The sequence below is a fragment of the Streptomyces sp. NBC_01276 genome (assembly GCF_041435355.1).
Taxonomy (GTDB): domain Bacteria; phylum Actinomycetota; class Actinomycetes; order Streptomycetales; family Streptomycetaceae; genus Streptomyces.
Map to the genome: position 1 here is coordinate 169,745 of NZ_CP108444.1, position 24,560 is coordinate 194,304.

Annotated in this window: 3 protein-coding genes; all 3 read right to left on the reverse strand. The window is 75.4% G+C overall.

Translation table 11 applies throughout. The features are described 5' to 3' along the window. Window positions 1-94: 94 nt before the first annotated feature. On the reverse strand, window positions 95-11,377 hold the full coding sequence (locus tag OG295_RS40535; protein WP_331733141.1) for a type I polyketide synthase: 11,283 nt from the start codon (window positions 11,375-11,377) through the stop codon (window positions 95-97). Window positions 11,378-11,442: 65 nt separating this feature from the next. After that, window positions 11,443-16,443, reverse strand: a complete 5,001-nt coding sequence (locus OG295_RS40540) for a type I polyketide synthase (RefSeq protein ID WP_371681544.1) — start codon at window positions 16,441-16,443, stop codon at window positions 11,443-11,445. Between the two features lie 3 nt (window positions 16,444-16,446). Continuing rightward, window positions 16,447-24,501 carry a type I polyketide synthase gene (locus OG295_RS40545; RefSeq protein ID WP_371681561.1) on the reverse strand — a complete coding sequence of 2,685 codons (8,055 nt, stop codon included), beginning with the start codon at window positions 24,499-24,501 and terminating at the stop codon, window positions 16,447-16,449. Window positions 24,502-24,560 lie beyond the last annotated feature (59 nt).

The following is a 24,560-nucleotide window of genomic DNA, read 5'->3' on the forward strand; positions in this document are numbered from 1 at the left end:
TGGGGCGGATCGCTGGCCGGCGGGTGGGATGGGGGAAGGGGTGCCTCCCCGGACGGGCCGTGGCCCGGCCGGGGAGACACCCCTCCCGGATGTGTCAGGAGGTGCCCAGCTCTTTGTCGAGCAGGGCGAACATGTCGTCGGCGGTGGCGCCCTGGAGGCCGTCGCCGGTGCTCTCGTCCGGGGCGGCTTCGGTGCCGCCCACGGTCCACAGCAGGGCTTCGAGGCGCTGCCTGAGCTTGGTGCGTGTGTCGCTGTCGGGCGCGGCGGCGGCGAGCGCGCCTTCGAGGCGGTCGAGCTCGTCGAGGACCGAGCCGACGGGTGCCGTCGACTCGGGCAGCAGGGCGCCGCGCAGGTGGCCGGCGAGGGCCGCCGGGTTGGGGTAGTCGAAGACGATGGTGGCGGGGAGCTTCAGACCGGTGGCGGCGCCGAGCCGGTCGCGCAGCTCGACGGCGGTCAGCGAGTCGAAGCCGAGGCCCTTGAAGGCGCGCCCGGGTTCGATGGCGTCGCCCGAGTCGTGGCCGAGGACGCCGGCCACCTTCTCGCGCACCAGGTCGAGGAGGATCGTCTCGCGCTCGGCGGGGTTCGCCGCGGTGAGCTCCTCGACGAGCCGGGCCGCGGACCCGGTGGCGGCGGCCGCCGCCGTCCCGGCGGGTTCGTCGGAGGCCTTCAGGGCGGCGCGGGCCTCCGGGACGCCCTGGATGAGCGGGCTGGGACGGCCGGAGGTGAAGCCGCGGGCGAAGCGCTCCCACTCGACGTCGGCGACGGCGCGGAACACCTCATCGTGCTCGACGGCCTGGACCATCGCGTTCAGGGCGAGTTCGGGGTCCATCTCGATGACGCCGCGGCGGCGCATGTACTCCTCCACGCCCTCGCCCTCCATCATGCCGCCGCCGCCCCAGGCGCCCCAGGCGAGGGAGGTGGCGGTCAGGCCGCGGGCCCGGCGCTGCTGGGCGAACGCGTCGAGCCAGGCGTTGCCGGGGGCGTAGCCGCCGTGCCGGCCGCTGCCCCAGACACCGGAGTTGGAGGAGAACAGGACGAACGCGTCGAGCGCGGTGTCGCCGAGGAGCTCGTCGAGGTGACGGGCGCCGTCGATCTTGCCCTCGTTGATCTTCCGGTACTCGTCGGTGGTCATCTCGTCGACGAGGGTCGACTGGACGATGCCGACGGCGTGGACGACCGCGGTCAGGGGCTGTCCGGCCGGGATCGCGTCGAGGACCGCCTTGAGCTGTGCGCGGTCGGACACGTCGCAGGCCGCGATGGTGACGTCGGCGCCCAGCGCCCTGAGCTCGGCGGCGAGTTCCGCCGCCCCGGGGGCGTCGGCGCCGCGCCGGCTGGTGAGGACGAGGTGGGCGGCGCCGGTGGCGGCGAGGCGGCGGGCCACGCGGGCGCCGACGCCTCCGGTGCCGCCGGTGACCAGGACGGTCCCGGACGGCTCCCAGCGGCGGACCGGCTCGCGGTCGCCGAGCGGGGCGCGCACCAGGCGGCGGCCGAAGGCTCCGCCGGCCCGGACGGCGACCTGGTCCTCGTCGCCGGGGCCGGTGAGGACCCGGGCGAGCCGGGCCGCGGCCCGCTCGTCGAGTTCCGCCGGCAGGTCGACGAGTCCGCCCCAGGTGCGGGGCTGTTCGAGGCCGACGACCCGGCCGAGGCCCCACAGCTGGGCCTGGACGGGGTCGGCGGGCGCGTCCGACGGCCCGGTGGCGACGGCGCCGTGGGTGAGCGCCCACAGGGGCGCGGTGACGCCGGCGTCGTTCAGTGCCTGGACGAGGACGAGGGTGCCGGTGGCGACGGCGTCCCGGTCGGCGGCGTCGCCGAACAGGGAGACCACCCCGGTGAACGGGCCGTCGGGCAGCAGCGCGGCCCAGGCCGTGCGGTCGGCGTCGGCCGGGTCGAGGGCGATGCGGTGGACGTCGGCGCCGTGCGCGGCGAGCGCGGCGACGGTGGCGGCGGTGCGCTCCGGGTCGGCCGTCCGCAGGGGTTCCACGACGAGCCAGCCTCCGGTGAGCCGGTCGCCGGCGTCCTCGGGCAGCAGGGTCCAGTCGACGTCGTAGCGCCAGGAGTCGACGGTGGAGCGTTCGCGCCGGCCGCGCCGCCAGGTGGCGAGCTCGGGCAGCAGGTCGCGCAGCGGGCGGTCGCCGTCGAGGCCGACGGTCTCGGCCAGGGAGTCGAGGTCGCCGGCCTCGACGGCCGACCAGAACGCGCCCTCGGTCTCCTCGCCCGGGCCCTGCGGGGCGGCGGACTCGGCGGGGCCGGAGGCCAGCCAGTAGCGCTGCTGCTGGAAGGCGTACGTGGGGAGTTCGACGGTGCGCGCGCCGCGTCCGGCGAGGACGGAGTCCCAGTCGACGTCGACGCCGCGGGTCCAGGCGGCGGCGAGGGAGGTGTAGAAGCGGGCGAGGCCGCCCTCCTCGCGGCGCAGGGTGCCCAGGGCCAGGGCTTCGGATCCGGCGTCCTCGGCGGTCTCCATGACCCCGTACACGAGGACGGGGTGGGCGCTGGACTCGACGAACACGCGGTGTCCGTCGGCCAGCAGGGAGCGGACCACGGGCTCGAAGGACACCGGCTGACGGCAGTTCTCGTACCAGTAGGCGGCGGTGAGTTCGGAGCCGTCCAGGACCTCGCCCGTGACGGTGGAGTACAGGGGGACGGATCCGGCGCGCGGCCGGACGAACGACAGGAGTTCGATCACCCGGTCCTTGAGGCGGTCGACCTGGGCGCAGTGGGAGGCCACCGTGGAGGGGATGATCTTCGCCCGGACGCCGTCGGCCTCCAGGGCCGCGACGAGCTCCTCCAGGGGAGCCACCTCACCGGCGACGGTGACGGTGCCCGGACCGTTGATCCCCGCGATGGACAGCGCGTCCCCGTACCGGGCGATCCGCTCGCGGACCGCGTCCGCGCCCAGCGACACCGAGGCGACCGCACCCCGGCCCACCAGCTCGTCCGCGAACAGCTGCGAACGCAGCACGACCACCTTCGCGCCGTCCTCCAGCGACAACGCACCCGACACGACGGCAGCGGCGATCTCACCCTGCGAGTGACCCACCACCGCGTCCGGCACCACACCCGCCGCACGCCACAGCTCGGCCAGCGACACCATCACGGTGAACAGCACCGGCTGGAGCACCTCGATACGGGTCAGGTCCCCGTCCCCGCGCAGCACCCCCTCCACCGACCAGTCGACATGCGCCTGGACGGCCGCCGCGACCTCGGCGAACCGGGCCGCGAACACCGGCGAGGAATCCAGCAGCTCCACCGCCATCCCCGCCCACTGCGACCCCTGACCGGGGAAGACGAACACCGTCTTGCCCTCGGTGTCGGCGGCGCCGGTGACGGTGCGTCCGGCGGGCGCGCCGGCCGCGAGCGCGGCGAGTCCGGCGAGGGCCTCCTCACGGCTGCCGAGGACGACGGCGGCCCGGTGCTCCAGGCGCGCCCGGGTGGTGGCCAGGGACAGGGCCACGTCGGACAGGGACAGGTCGACGTCGGCGGCGAGGTGGTCGTGCAGCCGCCCCGCCTGTGCCTGGAGGGCGGCCGGGTTCTTGCCGGTCAGGGTCCAGGGCACGGTGGCGGCGAGGACTCCCGCCACCGTCGGGCGTGCGGTGTCCTCGGGCGCCCGGTCGTGGTCCGGGGTCGCGGCCCGCGGGGCCTGCTCCAGGATGACGTGGGCGTTGGTGCCGCTGAGGCCGAAGGAGGAGACACCGACGCGGCGCGGGTGGCCGGTCTCGGGCCAGGCGCGCTGCTCGGTGAGCAGTTCGACGGCCCCGGTGGACCATTCGACGTGCGGGGAGGGCTCGTCGACGTGCAGGGTCTTGGCGAGGACGCCGTGGCGCAGGGCCATCACGGACTTGATGACGCCCGCGATGCCGGAGACGGCCTGGGTGTGGCCGATGTTGGACTTGAGGGAGCCGAGCCACAGCGGCCGGTCCTCGGGGCGGCCCTGGCCGTAGGTGGCGAGCAGGGCGTGCGCCTCGATGGGGTCGCCGAGCTTCGTGCCGGTGCCGTGGGCCTCGACGGCGTCGACGTCCTGCGCGGCGAGCTTGGCGGAGGCCAGGGCCTGGCGGATGACGCGCTGCTGGGACGGGCCGCTGGGGGCGGTGAGGCCGTTGCTGGCGCCGTCCTGGTTGGTGGCGGAGCCGCGGACGACCGCGAGGACGCGGTGTCCGTTGCGGCGGGCGTCGGAGAGCTTCTCCAGGAGGAGCACGCCGAGGCCTTCGGAGAAGGCGGTGCCGTCGGCGGCTCCGGCGAAGGCCTTGGCACGGCCGTCGGCGGCGAGGGCCCGCTGGCGTCCGAACTCCACGAACTCGGCGGGGGTCGACATGACGGCGACGCCGCCGGCCAGGGCCATCGAGCACTCGCCCTGGCGCAGGGACTGCGCGGCCAGGTGCAGGGCGACCAGCGAGGAGGAGCAGGCGGTGTCGACGGTGACGGCCGGTCCTTCGAGGCCGAAGCTGTAGGCGACGCGGCCGGAGATGACGCTGTTGGAGAGGCCGGTGCCGAAGTAGCCCTCGACGCCTTCGGGGATCTCGCGCAGTTCGGTGGCGTACCCGGACGGGACGGCTCCGACGAAGACGCCGGTGCGGCTGCCCTTGAGGGTGGCCGGGTCGATGCCGGCCCGTTCGAAGACCTGCCAGGCGCCTTCCAGGACGAGCCGCTGCTGCGGGTCCATGGCGAGGGCCTCGCGCGGGGAGATCCCGAAGAGTTCGGCGTCGAAGCGGCCGGCGTCGTGCAGGAAGCCGCCTTCCTTGACGTAGGTGCGGCCGGGGGTGCCGGGCTCGGGGTCGTAGAGGGCGTCGAGGTCCCAGCCGCGGTCGGCGGGGAAGGCGCCGATGGCGTCGCCCTCGCCGGTGACGAGCCGCCACAGGGCTTCGGGCGAGTCCACGCCGTCGGGGAAGCGGCAGGCCATGCCGACGATCACGACCGGGTCGCCGTCGGCGGCCGGGGCGGTGAGGGGGGCGTTGTCCTCCTCCCGCTGTTCGCGGTCGGCGTCGCCGACGAGCGCGGTGCGCAGTTGGCGGGCGAGGGAGGCCGGCGTGGGGTGGTCGAAGACGATGGTCGCGGGCAGGCGCAGTCCGGTGGCCCCGCCGAGGCGGTTGCGCAGCTCGACGGCGGTCAGGGAGTCGAAGCCGAGCTCCTTGAAGGCCTTCTCGGCGCCGACGGCTTCGGCGGCGGAGTGCCCGAGGACGGCGGCCGCGTGGGTGCGGACCAGGTCGAGCAGGGTGCGCAGCTGGTCGTCGGGGCTCAGCGCGGTGAGTCGGCGGGCGAGCGCGGAGCCGCCGGCGCCGTCGGCGCTCTCCACCGTGCGGCGGGCGGACACGCGGACCAGGCCGCGGGCGAGCGCGGGCAGGCTGTGGGTGGTGGCCATGGTCCGCAGGGCGCCCGCGTCCAGGCGTACGGGCACCAGGAGGGGTGCGCCGCCGGTGGTGCCCGCGTCGAGGAGGGCGAGGCCCTCGGCCGGGGAGAAGGCGACCATGCCGGAGCGGGCCATGCGGGCAACGTCCTCCTCGGAGAGGTGGCCGGTCATGCCGCTGGCCTCGTCCCACAGTCCCCAGGCGAGGGAGGTGGCGGGCAGGCCCCGGGCGCAGCGGTGCTGGGCGAGGGCGTCGAGGAAGGCGTTGGCGGCGGCGTAGTTGCCCTGGGCGGGGCCTCCGATGACGCCGGCGGCGGAGGAGAACAGGACGAAGGCGGTCAGGTCCAGGTCGCGGGTGAGCTCGTGCAGGAGCGCGGCCGCGTCCGCCTTGGGCCGCAGGACGGCGGCGAGCCGGTCGGCGTCGAGGGAGGCGATCACGCCGTCGTCGAGGACTCCGGCGGTGTGGACGACCGCGCGCAGCGGCCGGCCGGCGGGGATGGCGGCGAGGAGTGCGGTGAGCGCGTCGCGGTCGGCGGCGTCGCACGCCACGACCTCGGCCGAACCGCCCAGCTCCGCTATCTCCGCGACCAGTTCGGCCGCCCCCGGGGCCTGCGGGCCACGGCGGCCGGCCAGCAGCAGGTGGCGTACGCCGTGCTCGGTGACCAGGTGCTTGGCCACGAGGGCGCCCAGGGTGCCCGTACCGCCCGTGATCAGGACCGTCCCGTCCGGGTCCCAGCCCTGCGGGACCGTCAGGACGATCTTGCCGGTGTGCCGGGCCTGGCTCATGAACCGGAACGCCTCGGGGGCCCGCCGGACGTCCCAGGTCCGCAGGGGAAGGGGCCGGAGCGTGCCCGCCTCGAAGAGCCGGCCCAGCTCGGTGAGCATCCCGGCGATCCGGTCGGGTCCCGCCTCGGCGAGGTCGAAGGCCCGGTAACCGACCCCGGGGTGGCCCCGCTCGGTGTCGCGCGGGTCGCGGACGTCGGTCTTGCCCATCTCGACGAACCGGCCGCCGCGCGGCAGCAGCCGCAGCGAGGCGTCGGTGAGTTCGCCCGCGAGGGAGTTCAGGACGACGTCGACGCCCTCGCCGCCGGTGGCGGAGCGGAAGCGCTCCTCGAAGGAGGCGTCGCGGGAGGAGGCGATGTGGGCGTCGTCGAGACCGGCGGCGCGCAGCGCGTCCCACTTGCCCTCACTGGCGGTGGCGAAGACCTCGGCGCCCAGGTGCCGGGCGATCCGCACCGCGGCCGAGCCGACACCGCCCGCGGCGGCGTGGATCAGGATCCGCTCGCCGGCCTTCAGGCCCGCCAGGTCGACGAGCGCGTAGTACGCGGTGAGGAAGGCGGTCGGCGCGGACGCGGCCTCCTCGAAGGACCAGCCGTCGGGAATGCGGGTGACGACGCGCCGGTCGGCCACCGTGTGCGGGCCGAAGGCGCCGGGGAACGGGCCCATCACGCGGTCGCCGACGGCGAGTCCGGTGACGCCGGGACCGGTCTCGGTGACGACGCCGGCGCCCTCGTTGCCCATGGTCGCGTCGCCCGGGTACATGCCGAGCGCGATCATCACGTCGCGGAAGTTCAGGCCGGCGGCCCGGACCGCGATACGGATCTCGCCCTCGGCGAGCGGCCGGGTCCCGGCGGGCACCAGGGCGAGGTGGTCGAGGGTTCCGCCGGAGGAGGCGAGCTGCCACCCGGCGGCGGACCGCGGGGGCGTCAGCATGCCGCCGGGGGCGGTCCCGCGGACCAGGCGCGGCGCGAGCACCACCGTGTCGCGTACGGCGGCCTGCGGCTCGTCGGCGCGCCGCGCGGCGGCGACGGCCGTGGGGAGCGCCGCGGCGGCGGCCTCGGCCGCGTCCACGGCCGCGTCGAGGTCGACGAGCAGCAGCCGGCCCGGGTTCTCGGCCTGCGCGGAGCGGACCAGGCCCCACAGCGGGGCGTGGACGAGGTCGGTGACGTCCTCGCCGGGGCGTACGGAGACGGCGCCGCGGGTGACGACGGCCAGCCGGGCGCCCTCCAGCCGCTCGTCGGCGAGCCACTCCTGGAGGAGGACGAGGACGCGGGCGGTCTCCTCGCGCACCGCGTCGGCGAGCGCGCCGGCCGGGGCGTCCGCGTCGGGGGCCGGTGCGCCGCCGACGGGCAGGACCACGACCTCGGGGGCGGGCAGCCCGGCGGCGACGGCGTCGCCGAGCGTGGCCACGTCGTCGAAGACCTGTGGGAACGCGCCGAGCCGCTGGAAGGCGGCCTCGATGCCGAGGCGGTCCTCGCCGAGGACGATCCAGTCGTGCGGGACGGCGTCCTCGGGGAGGCCGTCCGTCTCCACGGCCGTCCAGTCCAGCCGGTAGAGGGAGTCGTCGGTCGCGGGACCGGCGTCGAGGGAGGCGGCGCCGACGGCCCGGGACACCAGGGCGCCGACGGTGGCGACCGGGCGGCCGGTGGCGTCGGCGATCTCCAGGCCGACGCCGTCCTCGCCGGCCGGGGCGATCCGCACGCGCAGCGCGGTCGCGCCGACCGCGTGGAGGCCGACCCGGTTCCAGGAGAACGGCAGGCGTACGCCCTCGGCCTCGCCGCGCGCGGCGGACACCAGCCCGGCGTGCAGGGCGGCGTCGAGGAGGGCGGGGTGGAGGCCGAAGCGGGCCGCGTCCTCGTGCTGCTCGTGGGGGAGGGCGACCTCGGCGTAGATCTCGTCGCCGCCGGTCTGCTTCCACACGGCGGTCAGGCCCCGGAAGGCGGGCCCGTACTGGTAGCCGGCACCGGCCAGGGCCTCGTAGAAGCCGTCGAGGTCGACGGGTTCGGCGCCCGGCGGCGGCCAGGCTGCCAGGTCGAAGGACGGTTCCCGGCGGGAGCTCAGCAGCAGGCCGGTGGCGTGCCGGGTCCACGGGGTGCCCTCGGGGGCGTCCTCGGGGAGGGAGTAGAGGGCCACGGGACGGTGGCCGTCGGGTTCGTGCCCGCCGACGACGAGCTGGAGGCGGACCGCGCCCTCGACGGGCAGGACGAGGGGGGCCTCCAGGGTGAGCTCGTCGAGCGTGTCGCAGCCGGCCTCGTCACCGGCGCGGACGGCGAGTTCGACGAACGCGGTGCCGGGGAGGATGACGGTGCCGTTCACGGCGTGGTCGGCGAGCCAGGGGTGGGTGCGCAGCGACAGGCGGCCGGTGAGGACGGCCTGGTCCCCGTCGGCGAGGCGGACGGTCGCGCCGAGGAGGGGGTGGTCGGCGGCGCCGAGGCCGGCGGCGGACACGTCCCCGGATCCGGAGCCGGCCACCTCCAGCCAGTAGCGCTCGCGCTGGAAGGCGTACGTGGGCAGCTCGACGCGCCGGCCCGGGTCGTCCGCGGCGGCGTGGACCGTCTGCCAGTCGACGGGGGCGCCGTGGGTCCAGGCCTGGGCGAGGGAGGCGAGGAACCGCTGGGCTCCGCCCTCGTCGCGGCGCAGGGTGCCGAGGGTGACGGCGGACGCGCCGGCGGCCTCGATGGTCTCCTGGACCCCGATCGTCAGCACCGGGTGCGCACTGGACTCCACGAACAGCCCGTGGCCACGCTCCAGCAGGGCGCCGATCGCGTCCTGGAAGCGGACGGTGCGGCGCAGGTTGGTGTACCAGTACTCGGCGTCGAGCTCGGAACCCTCGGCCCACTCCCCCGTCACCGTCGAGAAGAACGGGACCTCGGCGGTCCGGGGCTCGATCCCGGACAGCAGTCCGATGACCTCGTCGCGGATCGACTCGACCTGCGGACCGTGCGAGGCGTAGTCCACGTTGATCCGACGTGCCCGCACCCCATCGGCCTCACAGGCCGCCATCAGCTCGTCCAGAGCCTCCGGATCACCCGAAACCACCGTCGACTGAGGGCCGTTGACGGAAGCCAGGGCCAGACGCTCGCCCCAGCCGGAGATACGTTCCACCACCGCATCGGCCGTGTCGGCGACGGAGACCATGCCGCCCTTGCCGGCCAGGGCGAGCAGCGCCTTGGCCCGCAGCGCGGACACCTTCGCCGCATCCTCCAGCGACAGCGCCCCGGACACGGCCGCGGCCGCGATCTCACCCTGCGAGTGGCCGACCACCGCGGCCGGAACGACCCCGGCCGCACGCCACAGCTCCGCGAGCGACACCATCACCGCCCACAGCGCCGGCTGGACCACATCCACCCGGTCGAAGCCCGGCGCGCCGTCCTTCCCCCGGAGCACGTCCAGAAGGGACCAGTCGGTGTGCGGGGCCAGCGCCTCCGCGCACGCGTCCAGACGGGCCGCGAACACCGGCGAGGAGTCGTACAGCTCCACCGCCATCCCCGCCCACTGCGAGCCCTGCCCCGGGAACACGAACACCGGACGGTCCGCTCCCTTGACCACGGCGCCGTCCACGACACCCGTCGCCGGAAGCCCGGCGGCGAGCGCGTCCAGGCCGGTCAGGAAGCCGTCCCGGTCGGCCGCGAGGACGACACCGCGCCGCTCCAGCCCGGCCCGGGTCGTCACCAGGGCCCGGGCCACGGCGGCGGGTTCCAGGTCGGTGTCGGACTCCGCGTGGGCGCGCAGCCGGGCCGCCTGCCCGTGCAGGGCCTCGGTGGTCTTGCCGGACAGGGTCCACGGGACCGGCCCGCCGGTGACGACGGCCGGAGCCGGAGCGGGGGCCTGGGGTGCGGCGCTCTCGGCGGCCTCCTCGGCCCCGTCCTGTGCGAGGTGCTGCTCCAGGATGATGTGGGCGTTGGTGCCGCTGATGCCGAACGAGGAGACGGCGGCCCGGCGCGGGCGGCCGTCGACGGTCCAGGCGGCGGGCTCGGTGAGGAGTTCCACCGCGCCGGCGGACCAGTCGATGTGCGGGGAGGGCTCGCTGACGTGGAGGGTCTTGGGCATGACGCCGTCCCGCATCGCCATGACCATCTTGATGACGCCGGCGATGCCCGAAGCGGCCTGCGTGTGACCGATGTTGGACTTCACGGAGCCCAGCCGCAGCGGGGTGGCGTCCGCGGGCCGCTGCCCGTAGGTCGCGAGCAGCGCCCCGGCCTCGATCGGGTCGCCGAGGGCCGTGCCGGTGCCGTGCGCCTCGACGACGTCGACGTCCTGGGCGGTCAGCCGGGCGTTGGCGAGGGCCTGCTTGATGACGCGCTGCTGGGAGGGGCCGTTGGGGGCGGTCATGCCGTTGCTGGCGCCGTCCTGGTTGGTCGCCGATCCCCGTACGACGGCCAGGACCTCGTGGCCGTTGCGCACGGCGTCGGAGAGCCGCTCGACGAGGAGGATGCCCGCGCCCTCGGCGAGCGCCATGCCGTCGGCGCCCGCGGAGAAGGCCTTGCAGCGGCCGTCGGCGGCCATGCCGCGCTGTTCGCTGTAGCCGATGAACTCCAGCGGGGTGGACATGACGGTGACGCCGCCGACGAGCGCCATGGAGCACTCGTCGGCGCGCAGCGCCTGGGCGGCCATGTGCAGGGCGACGAGGCCCGAGGAGCAGGCGGTGTCGACGGAGACGGCCGGGCCCTCCAGGCCGAAGGTGTAGGCGATGCGGCCGGAGACGACGCTGGCCGCGCTGCCGGTGGTCAGGTGGCCCTCGTAACCCTCGGGGATGGAGGGCAGGGACCAGCAGTAGTCGAGGTTGTAGCAGCCGACGAAGGTGCCGGTGCGGCTGCCCTTCACGGACTGCGGGTCGATCCCGGCCCGCTCGAAGGCCTCCCAGGCGGCTTCCATGACGAGGCGCTGCTGCGGGTCCATCGCGAGGGCCTCGCGCGGGGAGATCCCGAAGACGCCCGGGTCGAATTCCCCGGCCCCGTAGAGGAATCCGCCTTCCTTCACGTAGGTGCGGCCGGAGCGCTCCGGGTCCGGGTCGTAGATCGCGTCGAGGTCCCAGCCGCGGTCCTCGGGGAAGGGACCGATGGCGTCCCCGCCGTCCGACACCAGGCGCCACAGGTCCTCCGGCGACGCGACGCCGCCGGGGAAGCGGCAGGCCATGCCGACGATCGCGATCGGCTCGTGTCCGGCGTCCTCGGCCTCGCGCAGCCGCTGCTTCGTCTCGTGCAGGTCGGCGGTGACCCACTTGAGGTAGTCGCGGAGCGTCTCTTCGTTCGTCGCCATGGGGACCTCTTTGAACCTCTCGAATAGAGCTGGAATTCGTGTGACCGACTGGCCGGAGGACGCCCTTACTCCGGGCGGCCGAATTCCTTGCGGATGAATGCGAATATCTCTTCGTCGGACGCGGCGTCGAGCTTTCCGCTGACGGATTCGGCGTCCGCCGCGGCCTGTGCGTCCTTCCAGCGGGAGAGCAGTGCCTCCAGGCGGCGGGTGAGGTCCTTGCGCTCGTCCTGGCCGGGTGTCAGCGACAACAGGTCGGACTCGATGCGGTCGAGGTCGCCGTGGACGGAGTCCGTGGTCGCCTCTTCGCGTCGGGTGCCCGTGCCGTCCAGGAGCCGGCCGCGCAGGTAGCCGGCGAGCGCGCCGGGGGTGGGGTAGTCGAAGACCATCGTGGCGGGCAGGCCCAGTCCGGTGGCGGCGTTCAGCCCGTTGCGCAGGCCGACGGCCGTCAGCGAGTCGAAGCCGAGGTCCTTGAAGGCCCGTCCGGCGTCGACGGCACCGGCCGAGGCGTGGCCGAGGACGGCGGCGGCGTGGCCGCACACCAGGTCCGTGAGCACCCGGTCCTGTTCCTCGGCGGACAGTTCGGCGAGCTTGTGGCGCAGCGCTTCGGCCGCTCCCGTGTCCCCGGCGTCCCCGGTGCCGGCGCCGCCCGCGCCGGGCTGCGCGAGGATCCGGCGGGCTTCGGGGACGCCGTCGGTGAGGCGTCCGGTACGGGCCGAGGTGAACAGGGGCAGGAAGCGGTCCCAGTCGACGTCGGCCACGGCCACGGCCGTCTCGTCGTGGTCGAGGATCCGCCGCAGGGCGTGCAGGGCGGCCTCGGGGTCGAGGAGCGGGAGGCCGCGCCGGGCGGAACGCTCGTGGAGTTCGCGTGCCTCGTCGGGGTGGGCGTCCGCGTCGAACAGGTCCCACACGCCCCAGCCGACGGCGGTGGCGGGCAGGCCGCGGGCGCGGCGCTGCTGGGCGAGGGCGTCGAGGTGGGCGTTGGCGGCGGCGAACGCGGCGTGTTCTCCGCCGCCCCAGCAGGCGGTGACGGAAGAGAAGAGGACGAACGCGTCCAGGTCGGGGCCGTCCGCCGAGAACACCTCGTCGAGGGCCCGGGCGGAGGTGACCTTGGCGGCGAGGGCCTCCTCCAGGTGCCGGCCGGTGGTGGCGGCGAGGGGGGCCAGTTCGACGTGCGCGGCGGCGTGGACGACGGTGCGTACGGGCGGCCGTCCCGCCTGATCGGCGCGGGCGGTCAGCGCGGCGAGGGCCGCCGGGTCGGCGCCGTCCCACTCCTCCAGGGTGACCTCGGCGCCCCGGGCGGTGAGTTCGCCCGCCAGGGCTTCGAGGGCGGGGGTGAACTCGGCGGGGGCCGCGGTGAGCAGGAGGTGGCCGGCGCCGGCGGCGGCGAACCGGCGGGCCGTCTCGGCCCCGAGCGGGCCGGCGGCACCGGTGATCAGGGTCGTGCCGGACGGCTGCCAGGTGCGCGCGGGGGCGCCGTCGGGCAGGGCGGCGCGCACGAGCCGGCGTACGTAGGTTCCGGTGGTGCGGACGGCGATCTGGTCCTCGCCGTCACGGCCCGCGAGGGCCCCGGCGAGGCGCGCCGCGGCCGCCTCGTCGAGGTCGGCGGGCAGGTCGACGAGGCCGCCCCAGCCGCGCGGCCGCTCCAGTGCGGCCACCAGGCCCAGGCCCCACACCTGCGCCTGTACGGCGCTGCGCGGGGCGTCCTCGGGTCCGGCGGCGACGGCCCCTCGGGTGACGGTCCACAGGGGGACCTCGATGCCCGCGTCGTCGAGTGCCTGGGTGGCGACGAGGGTGGCGAGGAGCCCGGAGGTCTCGTCGGCGGAGAGGAGGCAGAGGACTCCCGCGAACGGCTCGTGGCCGTCCTGCGCCGTCCGCAGGGCTCCGGCCCACGCGTCCCGGTCGGCCCGGGAGGGGTCGAGGGCGAGGAGGTGGGAGCGGGCGCCGTGGCTGGTCAGCAGCTCCTCGAAGGGCGCGGCGGCGGTGGCCTCGGGGGCCAGCAGCAGCCAGTCGCCGGAGAGCCGTGCGGTGTCGGTGTCGGGGAGGTGCTGCCAGGTGATGCGGTAGCGGCGGGCGTCGAGGGCGCTCGCCTCGCGGCGGTCGCGGCGCCAGGCGGAGAGGGCGGGCAGCAGTTCCCGGAGCGGTCCGGTGTCGTCGAGCGCGAGGGTGTCGGCGAGGGCGGCGACGTCGGCGCTCTCCACGGAGTTCCAGAAGCCGGCCTCGACCTCGTCCACGACGGGGGTCCGGTCGGCCGCCGGGGCGCCTTCGAGCCAGTACGTGCGGCGCTGGAAGGCGTACGTGGGCAGGTCGGCCGGCGCGTCCGGGGTCACGCAGACGCCCTGCCAGTCGACGGGGGCGCCGTGGGTCCAGGCCTCGGCGAGGGAGGCGAGGAACCTCTGCGGGCCGCCCTCGTCGCGGCGCAGGGTGCCGAGGGTGACGGCGGACGCGCCGGCGGCCTCGATGGTCTCCTGGACACCGATCGTCAGCACCGGGTGCGCACTGGACTCCACGAACAGCCCGTGGCCACGCTCCAGGAGGCCGCTGATGGCGTCCTGGAAGCGGACGGTGTGGCGCAGGTTGGTGTACCAGTACTCGGCGTCGAGCTCGGAACCCTCGGCCCACTCCCCCGTCACCGTCGAGAAGAACGGGACCTCGGCGGTCCGCGGCTCGATCCCGGACAGCAGTCCGATGACCTCGTCGCGGATCGACTCCACCTGCGGACCGTGCGAGGCGTAGTCCACGTTGATGCGGCGGGCACGGAGGCCATCGGCCTCACAGGCCGCCATCAGCTCGTCCAGGGCCTCCGGATCACCCGAAACCACCGTCGACTGCGGACCGTTCACCGAAGCCAGCGCCAGACGCTCGCCCCAGCCGGAGATACGTTCCGCCACCGCATCGGCGGCGTCCGCGACCGACACCATGCCGCCCTTGCCCGCCAGCGCCACGATGGCCCGCGCACGCAGCGCGGACACCTTCGCCGCGTCCTCCAGCGACAGCGCCCCGGACACGGCCGCGGCCGCGATCTCACCCTGCGAGTGGCCGACGACCGCGGCCGGGACGACCCCGGCCGCACGCCACAGCTCCGCGAGCGACACCATCACCGCCCACAGCGCCGGCTGGACCACATCCACCCGGTCGAAACCGGGAGCCCCGGCCTCCTGCCGCAGCACCCCCGGCAACGACCAGTCGGTGTGCGGGGCCAGCGCCTCCGCGCACGCGTCCAGACGGGCCGCGAACACCGGCGAGGAGTCGTACAGCTCCACCGCCATCCCCGCCCACTGCGAGCCCTGCCCCGGGAACACGAACACCGGACGGTCCGCTCCCTTGACCACGGCGCCCTCGACGACGCCCGCCGCCGGAAGCCCGGCGGCCAGCGCGTCCAGGCCTGCCCGCGAGCCCGCCGGGACGACCGCGCGCCGCTCCAGTGCGGCCCGCGTCGTGGCCAGGGCGAGGCCGATGGCGGCCTCGGAAACCGCGGTGTCGGCGGTGTCGGCGGTGTCGGCGAAGGCGCGCAGCCGGGCCGCCTGGCCGCGCAGGCCCTCGGTGGTACGGCCGGAGAGCACCCAGGGCAGGGTGGGGGCGGGGAACACCGGCCGGGCCCGCTCGGGTGCCCGCGGGGCGGATCCGGCGCCCGCGTCCTGGTCCGTGTCCTGGCCGGCGGCCTGGACGATCACGTGGGCGTTGGTGCCGCTCGCGCCGAACGAGGAGACGGCGGCGGTGCGGGGGCCCTCCGTGGCGGGCCAGGCCCGCTCCTCGGTGAGGAGTTCCACAGCGCCGGAGGACCAGTCGACCTCGGGGGTGGGGCCGTCGATGTGCAGGCTGCGGGGCAGCACCCCGTCGCGTACGGACATCACGGCCTTGATCACGCCCGCGACGCCCGCCGCGGCCGCCGAGTGGCCGATGTTGGACTTGATGGAGCCCAGGTGCAGGGGGCGGCCCTCGGGGCGGCTGCGGCCGTAAGTGGCGAGGAGGGCCTGTGCCTCGATGGGGTCGCCGAGGGTGGTGCCGGTGCCGTGCGCCTCGACGAGGTCGACCTCGTGGGGCGAGAGCCGGGCGTTGGCGAGGGCCTCCTCGATGACCCGCTGCTGGGAGGGGCCGTTGGGGGCGGTCAGGCCGTTGCTGGCGCCGTCCTGGTTGACGGCGGAGCCGCGGACGACGGCCAGGACCCGGTGTCCGTTGCGGCGGGCGTCCGACAGCTTCTCCAGCAGCAGGACGCCGACCCCCTCCGACCAGCCGGTGCCGTCGGCCGCTGCCGCGAACGGCTTGCAGCGGCCGTCCGGGGAGAGGCCGCGCTGGCGGCTGAACTCGACGTACACCTCGGGCGTCGACATGATCTGCGCGCCGCCCGCGAGGGCGAGCGAGCACTCGCCCTGGCGCAGCGACTGCACGGCCAGGTGGATGGCGACGAGGGAGGAGGAGCACATGGTGTCGACGGAGACGGCCGGGCCCTCCAGCCCGAAGGCGTACGACAGTCGCCCGGAGGACACGGCGGTCGCGATGCCGGTCATCAGGTGGCCCTCGACGTTCTCGGCGGCCCCCTCCCGGTCGCTGCCGTAGCCGGTGTACGTGGTGCCGACGTAGACGCCGGTCCGGCTGCCGGCGACCGCCGTCGGGTCCACGGACGCCCGCTCGAAGGCCTCCCAGGCGGTCTCCAGCAGCAGCCGCTGCTGGGGGTCCATGGCGAGGGCCTCGCGCGGGGAGATCCCGAAGAAGTCGGCGTCGAAGTCGCCCGCGTCGTGGACGAAGCCGCCCTCGCGGACGTACGTGGTGCCGAGGTGGTCGGGGTCCGGGTCGTAGAGGGAGTCGAGGTCCCAGCCGCGGTTGACGGGGAAGCCGGAGACGGCGTCGCGGCCGTCGCGGACGAGGCGCCACAGGTCCTCGGGCGAGCGCACGCCGCCGGGGTAGCGGCACGCCATGCCGACGACGGCGATCGGCTCGGGCTCGTCCGCCTCGACCTCGCGCAGCCGCTGCCGGGTCTGCTTCAGCTCGGCGGTCACCCACCTGAGGTGATCGAGCAGCTTCTGTTCGTTGTCCATCTGGCGGGAGCTCCTTGGATGACGTTCCGGCACGGGCTACGACTTGCCGAGCTCTTCGTGGATGAACGCGAAGATCTCTTCTGCCGAGGCGGACGCCAGTTCGTCGTGGGCGTCGGCTTCTTCGGCCTTCTCCGGGCTGGTGCCGCCCCACTTGGTGAGCAGCACCTGGAGCCGGCCGGCGATGCGGTGGCGCGCCCCGTCGTCCGGGGTGAGCCGGGTGAGGGCCGCGTCGATGCGGTCGAGGTCGGCGAGGACGGAGCGGTCCGTCTCGATGTCGCCGCCCTGGAGGTGCTCGCGCAGGTGCTGGGCGAGCGCGGCGGGTGTGGGGTGGTCGAAGAGGAGGGTCGCGGACAGCTTCAGGCCGGTGTCGGCCGCGACGCGGTTGCGCAGTTCGACGGCGCTGAGCGAGTCGAAGCCGAGGCCCTTGAAGGGCCGCGCCTCCTGGACCCCGTCTGCGGTGCGGTGTCCGAGGACCGCGGCCGCGTGTCCGCGGACCAGTTCGACGAGGAGGTGCTGCTGTTCGGCGGGCGCGGTGGCGGCGAGCCGCTGCCTGAGGGCGGACGCCGAGGCGGCGGCGCCCTGCCCGCCCTCCGGGCCGTCATCCGTCAACGCGGCCTGCACGTCGGGGAGTTCGCTGATCAGGGCGCTGTGCCGCATGGCCGTGTAGGTGGGGGCGAACAGCGCCCAGTCGACGTCGGCGACACCGACGCAGGTCTCGTCGAGGTCGAGGGCCTGCTGGAGGGCGGCGATGGCGGTGCCGGGCGCGATGCCGATCACGCCGCGGCGGCGCAGGTGCTCGTCGATGTCCTCGGAGGCCGCCATGCCGGCTTCGGCCCAGGGGCCCCAGGCGACGGCGGTGGCGGGCAGGCCGTGGGCCCGGCGGCGTTCGGCGAGCGCGTCGAGGTGGGCGTTGGCGGCCGCGTAGGCGGCCTGGCCGCCGCTGCCCCACATGCCGGCGCTGGACGCGAAGACGACGAACGCGGACAGGTCCAGGTCGCGGGTGAGTTCGTCGAGCAGGTCGGCGGCGACCGCCTTGGGGCGCAGTACGTGCGCCAGGTGGTCGGCGGTGACCTCGTCCATGAACCCGTTGTCGGAGACGCCCGCGGCGTGGACGACGGCGGTGAGCGGGCGGTCGGCCGGTACGGAGGCCAGCAGGGCGGCGAGCTGGTCGCGGTCGGCGACGTCGCAGGCGGCGAGGGTCACCTCGGTGCCCGACGCGCGCAGGGCGGCGGCGAGTTCGGTGGCGCCGGGGGCGTCCGCGCCGCGCCGGCTGGTCAGCAGCAGGTGGTCGGCGCCGCCTTCGGCGAGCCAGCCGGCGAGGCGGCTGCCCAGGGCGCCGGTGCCGCCCGTGACCAGGACGGTTCCGGTGGGCCGCCAGGGCGCTGCGGCCGGCCGGTCGGCGGGTGCGGGGGCGCGGCGCAGTCGGCGTACCTGGACTCCGGCGCCGCGGACGGCGAGCTGGTCCTCGCCGTCCGGTGCGGCCAGGACGCCGACGAGCCGGGCGGCGGCCCGCTCGTCGAGGTCGTGGGGCACATCGACGAGGCCGCCCCAGCGGTCGGGGTATTCGAGGGCGGCGACCCGGCCGAGCGCCCACACCTGGGCCTGGGCGCCGGTGGGGTCGGCCGTGGGGTCGGAGGGGCCGGTGGAGACGGCCCCGCTGGTCAGGTTCCACAGCGGGGCGCCGACCCCGGCGTCGCCGAGGGCCTGTGCCAGGGCGGCGGTCGCGGCGAGCGCGGCGCTGACCCCGGGCTGGGCGGTGTGCGGGCGGACGTCGAGCGGGAGCAGGGAGAGCACGCCCGCGAGCTCCTCGCCGGTGCCCGCCACGGCGCGCAGCCGGGCGGCCCACTCGGTGCGGTCGGCGGCGGTCGCGTCGAGGCGCAGGGCGGTGGTGGTGGCGCCGGCGGCGGTGAGCGCGGCGGCGGCCCGGTCGGCGAGCGGCCCGGCGGCGGGGTCCGCGCCGTCGGGTACGACGAGCAGCCAGTGTCCGGCCGTGCGGGTGGCGGCGGCCGGGTCGGCGGCGGGCTTCCAGGTGATGCGGTAGCGCCAGGAGTCGATGGTGTGCTGCTCGCGGCGGCCTCGCCGCCAGGTGGACAGGGCGGGCAGGACGCCGCGCAGCTGCTCCTCGTCGGGGAGGCGGAGGGTGCCGGTGAGGGCCTGGAGGTCCTCGCGTTCGACGGCCGCCCAGAACTCGGTGTCGACCGCGTCCTGTGCGCCGGGGCCGGCGCCGCCGCCTGCGGGGGTGGCGTCGAGCCAGTAGCGGCTGCGCTGGAAGGCGTACGTGGGCAGGTCGACCCGGCAGGCCGGGCGGTCGGCGAGCGGCGGCGTCCAGTCGACGGGGAGGCCGCGGGTCCAGGCTTCGGCGAGGGCGCCGAGGAAGGCCTCGGGCTCGGGCCGGTCCTTGCGCAGGACGGGGGTCAGCAGGCCGGAGAAGGTGTCGGGCAGTGACTCCCCGGCCATGGCGGCGAGGACGCCCTGCGGGCCCAGCTCCAGGAAGTGGGTGACGCCCTGCTCCGCGAGGTGGCGGATGCCGTCGGCGAAGCGGACGGCTCCCCGGACGTGCTCCACCCAGTAGGCGGGCGTGAACTCGGTGATCTGCTCGCCGGTGACGTTGGAGACGACCGGGACCGCGGGGGTCCCGTACTGCAGGCCCTCGGCGACCTCGCGGAAGGCCTCCAGCATGGGCTCCATCAGCGGCGAGTGGAAGGCGTGCGAGACGGTGAGGCGCTTGGTCTTGCGGCCCTGTTCGGCCAGTTTCGCGGCCACGTCGAGGACGGCGTCCTCGGCGCCCGAGACCACCACGGATTCGGGGCCGTTGACGGCCGCGATGTCGGCGTCGGCGGACAGCAGCGGACGGACCTCGTCCTCGGTGGCGCGGACGGAGACCATCGCGCCGCCCTCGGGCAGGGCGCCCATGAGGGCGCCGCGGGCCGTCACCAGGCGGGCCGCGTCGGCGAGGGAGAGCACCCCGGCGACGTGCGCGGCGGCGATCTCACCGATGGAGTGACCGGCCACGAAGTCCGGGCGGATGCCGTAGGACTCCAGTACGCGGAAGAGCGCGACCTCGACGGCGAACAGCGCGGGCTGGGTGAACTCGGTGCGGTGGACCTCGTCCCCGCCGCCGAGGACGAGGTCCTTGAGCGGGAAGTCGAAGTGGGCGCAGACCTCGTCGAAGGCGTCCGCGAACACCGGCTGGGCGTCGTACAGTTCCCGGCCCATGCCCGGACGCTGCGCGCCCTGACCCGAGAACAGGAAGGCGGTACGGGCGCCCGCGACGGACTCGCCGCGGAACGTGCCGGGCGCCGAGGCGCCGGCCGCGAGGGCGTCGAGGCCCTCCAGGTAGCCCTCCCGGCTGTCGGCCAGGACCACGGCGCGGCTCTCCAGCTGCGCGCGCCAGGCCAGCAGGGCGGAGGCGGTGCTCGCCGTGTCCAGTGCGGGGGAGGCGGCGGTGAGGTCCCGCAGGCGGCGCGCCTGCTCGGTCAGGGCGTCGGGGGTGCGGGCGGAGACCAGCCAGGGCAGCAGCTCGCCGGGCGCGGGCTCCGCGGCGGGCGCGGGCTCGGGCTCGGCCGAGGGCTCCTGCGGGCCCTCCTCGATGATCACGTGGGCGTTGGTGCCGCTGACGCCGAACGAGGAGACGCCGGCCCGGCGCGGGCGGCCGGTCTCCGGCCACTCCACGGCCTCGGTGAGCAGTTCCACCGCGCCCGCGGACCAGTCGACGTGCGGGGACGCCTCGTCGACGTGCAGGGTCCTGGGCAGGACGCCGTGGCGCATGGCCATGACCATCTTCATGACGCCGGCGACTCCGGCGGCGGCAGAGGTGTGGCCGATGTTCGACTTGATCGAGCCGAGCAGCAGCGGCCGGTCCCCGGGCCGGTCCTGGCCGTAGGTGGCCAGCAGGGCCTGCGCCTCGATGGGGTCGCCGAGGGCGGTGCCGGTGCCGTGCGCCTCCACGGCGTCCACGTCCCGCGCGGTCAGCCGGGCGTTGGCGAGGGCCTGGCGGATGACGCGCTGCTGGGAGGGCCCGTTGGGGGCCATGAGGCCGTTGCTGGCGCCGTCCTGGTTGGTGGCCGTGCCGCGGACGACGGCGAGGACGCGGTGGCCGTTGCGGCGGGCGTCGGAGAGCTTCTCCAGCAGGAGGACTCCGGCCCCCTCCGACCAGGCGGTTCCGTCGGCGGAGGAGGAGAACGCCTTGCAGCGGCCGTCGGCGGCCAGGCCGCGCTGGCGGCTGAACTCCACGAACAGGTCGGGTGTCGGCATGACGGTGACGCCCGCGGCCAGCGCCATGGTGCACTCCCCGGCCCGCAGGGCCTGGGCGGCGAGGTGCAGGGCGACGAGGGAGGAGGAGCAGGCGGTGTCGACGGTGACGGCCGGCCCCTCCAGCCCGAAGCTGTAGGCGATGCGACCGGAGATGACGCTGGTCAGGTTGCCGGTGAGGGAGTAGCCCTCGACGCCTTCGCCGCCCATCTGCCGGAGCCCGCCGAAGTAGCCGGGCTGGGTGGCGCCCGCGAAGACGCCGATGGGGGCGGACTTCACGCTCGTCGGGTCGATGCCGGCCCGCTCGAAGACCTCCCAGGAGGCCTCCAGCAGCAGCCGCTGCTGGGGGTCCATGGCGACGGCCTCGCGCGGGGAGATCCCGAAGAAGGCCGGGTCGAAGTCTGCGGCGTCGTGGAGGAACCCGCCCTCGCGGACGTAGGTCGTGCCGGGGTGGTCGGGGTCCGGGTGGTAGAGGGCCTCCAGGTCCCAGCCGCGGTCGACGGGGAAGGGGGAGATGACGTCGGCGCCCGTGTCGACGAGCTGCCACAGGTCCTCTGGCGAGCGGACCCCGCCGGGGTAGCGGCAGGCCATGGCGACGATCGCGATGGGCTCGTCGTGGGCCGCCGCACCCGCGATGTGGCCGGTGACGGCGGCGGTGCGCTCCCCGAGCACTTCGGCGCGGACGAACGCGGCGACGGCGGCGGGGGTCGGGTGGTCGTAGGCGAAGGCCGTGGGCAGCCGCAGGCCGGTGGCGGTGTTCAGCCGGTTGCGCAGGTTGACGGCGGCCAGCGAGTCGAAGCCCAGCTCCTTGAAGGCCCGCCGCGGGTCGACGGCGGCCGGCCCGTCGTGGCCGAGCACGGCGGCGGCGTGGGCGCGTACGAGGTCCAGGACGGTGCGCAGCTGCTCGGCCTCCGTGAGGTCCCGGAGCTTCTCGCGCAGCGCCGACCCGGCGGCCCGCTCGGCCTCCTCGTCGGGTGCGGAGTGCAGGGCCTCGAGGGCGGTACGCGTCTCGGGGGCGCGGCGGCGGCGCAGCCAGGAGGCCATGTCGGGGAGGGCCTCGCGCAGGGGCTTGTCCCCGTCGATGTCCAGGGTGGCGATGAGGGTGTCGACGTCCTCCTCGTCGACGGCCTGCCAGAACCGCTCCTCGGCCGCGTCGCGGGGGGCTCCGGCCTCGGGGGTCAGCCAGTAGTGGCGGTGCTGGAAGGCGTACGTGGGCAGCTCGACGGAGCGCGCCGGGTCGGCCGGGGTGAGGAGGGCCGTCCAGTCGACGGGCAGGCCGCGGGTCCAGGCCTGGGCGAGGGCGCCGAGGAAGGCGGTGGGTTCGGGGCGGGTCCTGTCGAGGGCGGTGGTGACGAGGCCGTCGAAGTCCTCGGGGAGGTTCTCCCGGGCCATCGCGGTGAGCACCCCGGCCGGACCGAGCTCCAGGAAGTGGCCGACGCCTCGTTCGGCGAGGTGGCGGACGCCGTCGCCGAAGCGGACGGCGGCGCGGACGTGACGGACCCAGTAATCGGCGGAGAACTCGGTGATCTGCCCGCCGGTGACGTTCGAGACGACCGGGATGGCGGGGGCCGAGTAGGTGAGGGTCTCCGCGACCTCGCGGAAGGCCTCCAGCATCGGCTCCATCAACGGCGAGTGGAAGGCGTGCGAAACGGTCAGCCGCCTGGTCTTGCGACCCCGATCGGCCAGCGTGGCGGCCACCGCGAGAACCGCGTCCTCGACGCCCGAAATCACCACCGACTCCGGCCCGTTGACCGCAGCGATGTCCACACCGGCGGCCAGCAGCTCCCGGACCTCGTCCTCCGTCGCCCGGACGGACACCATCGCCCCGCCCTCCGGCAGCGCACCCATCAGCGCACCACGGGCCGCCACCAGACGGGCCGCGTCCGCCAGCGACAACACCCCGGCGACATGTGCCGCCGCGATCTCACCGATCGAGTGCCCGGCGACGAAGTCCGGACGCAGACCGAACGACTCCGCCAGCCGGTACAGCGCCACCTCGACCGCGAACAGCGCCGGCTGCGTGAACTCCGTCCGGTGCACCTCCTCCCCGCCCCCGAACACGAGCTCCTTCAGCGGGAAGTCGAAGTGCGCGCACACCTCGTCGAACGCGGCCGCGAACACCGGCTGCGCCCCGTACAGCTCACGCCCCATCCCCGGACGCTGCGCACCCTGCCCCGAGAACAGGAAGGCGGACTTCCCGGGTCGGGCCGTGCCCTCGGAGACCGACCCTTCCGGGGTCCCGTCGGTGAGGGCCCGCAGGCCGGAACGGAAGCCGTCGGTGTCCTCGGCGAGGATCACCGCGCGGTGCTCCAGCGCCGACCGGGTCGTCACGAGCGCTGCCGCGACGTCCGCCGCCGGGAGGGCGGCGTCGAGGCCGAGGAGGCGCTCGGCCTGGCCGCGCAGCGCCTGCGCGCTGTGTGCGGAGACCACCCACGGCAGCGTCCCGGAGGCGGCCGGGGCGACCGGTGCCTCCGGTGCGCCGGCGGGGGCCTGCTCGACGATCACGTGGGCGTTGGTGCCGCTGATGCCGAAGGAGGAGACGCCCGCACGGCGCGGACGGTCGGTCTCCGGCCAGGCGGCCTGTTCGGTGAGCAGTTCGACCGCGCCGGCCGACCAGTCCACCTGGGGGGTGGGTTCGTCCACGTGGAGGGTGCGCGGCAGCACGCCCTCCCGCATGGCCATGACCATCTTGATGATGCCCGCGACTCCCGCCGCGGCGGCCGTGTGGCCGATGTTGGACTTGACCGAACCGAGCAGCAGGGGCCGGTCCCCGGGCCGGTCCTGGCCGTAGGTGGCCAGCAGGGCCTGCGCCTCGATGGGGTCACCGAGGGCGGTGCCGGTGCCGTGCGCCTCGACGGCGTCCACGTCCTGCGGGGCGAGCCGGGCGTTGGCGAGGGCCTGACGGATGACGCGCTGCTGCGAGGGGCCGTTGGGGGCGGTCAGGCCGCTGCTCGCACCGTCCTGGTTGACGGCGGAGCCGCGGACGACGGCGAGGACGCGGTGTCCGTTGCGGCGGGCGTCGGAGAGCTTCTCCAGCAGGAGCACGCCGACGCCCTCGCCCCAGATGGTGCCGTCGGCGGTGGCGGAGAAGGCTTTGCAGCGCCCGTCGGCGGCCAGGCCGCGCTGGCGGCTGAACTCCTGGAAGAGCCACGGGTTGGGCATGACGGTGACGCCGCCGGCGATCGCCATGGTGCACTCGTCGGCGCGCAGGGCCTGGGTGGCCTGGTGGACGGCGACGAGGGAGGAGGAGCAGGCCGTGTCGACGGTGATCGCCGGGCCTTCCAGCCCGAAGGTGTAGGCGACGCGGCCGGAGATGACGCTGTTGACGTTGCCGGTGAGGGTGTAGCCCTCGACCTCGCGGTGCGGGGTTCCGGTGCCGCCGCCCAGGTAGCCGGGGTTGCCGGCGCCGACGAAGACGCCGGTGCGGCTGCCCTTGAGGGTGGCCGGGTCGATCCCGGCGCGTTCGAAGACCTCCCAGGAGGATTCCAGGAAGAGCCGCTGCTGGGGGTCCATGGCGAGGGCCTCGCGCGGCGGGATGCCGAAGAAGCCCGCGTCGAACCCGGCCGCGTCGTGGACGAACCCGCCCTCCCGGACGTAGCTGGCGCCGTGGGCGTCCGGGTCCGGGTCGTAGAGTCCTTCGAGGTCCCAGCCGCGGTCGGTGGGGAAGGCGACGATGCCGTCGCCGCCTTCCGCCACCAGCCGCCACAGGTCCTCGGGCGAGCCGACGTCCCCCGGATAGCGGCAGGCCATGGCGACGATGGCGATCGGCTCCTGCTCCTTGGCCTCCGCGGCCTGCAGGCGCTTGCGCGTCTGCTGGAGGTCGGCGGTGACGAGTTTCAGGTAGTCGCGGAGCTTGTCTTCGTTACTGCTGGCCATCGTGGCAGTGCCTCCGGTGGGAC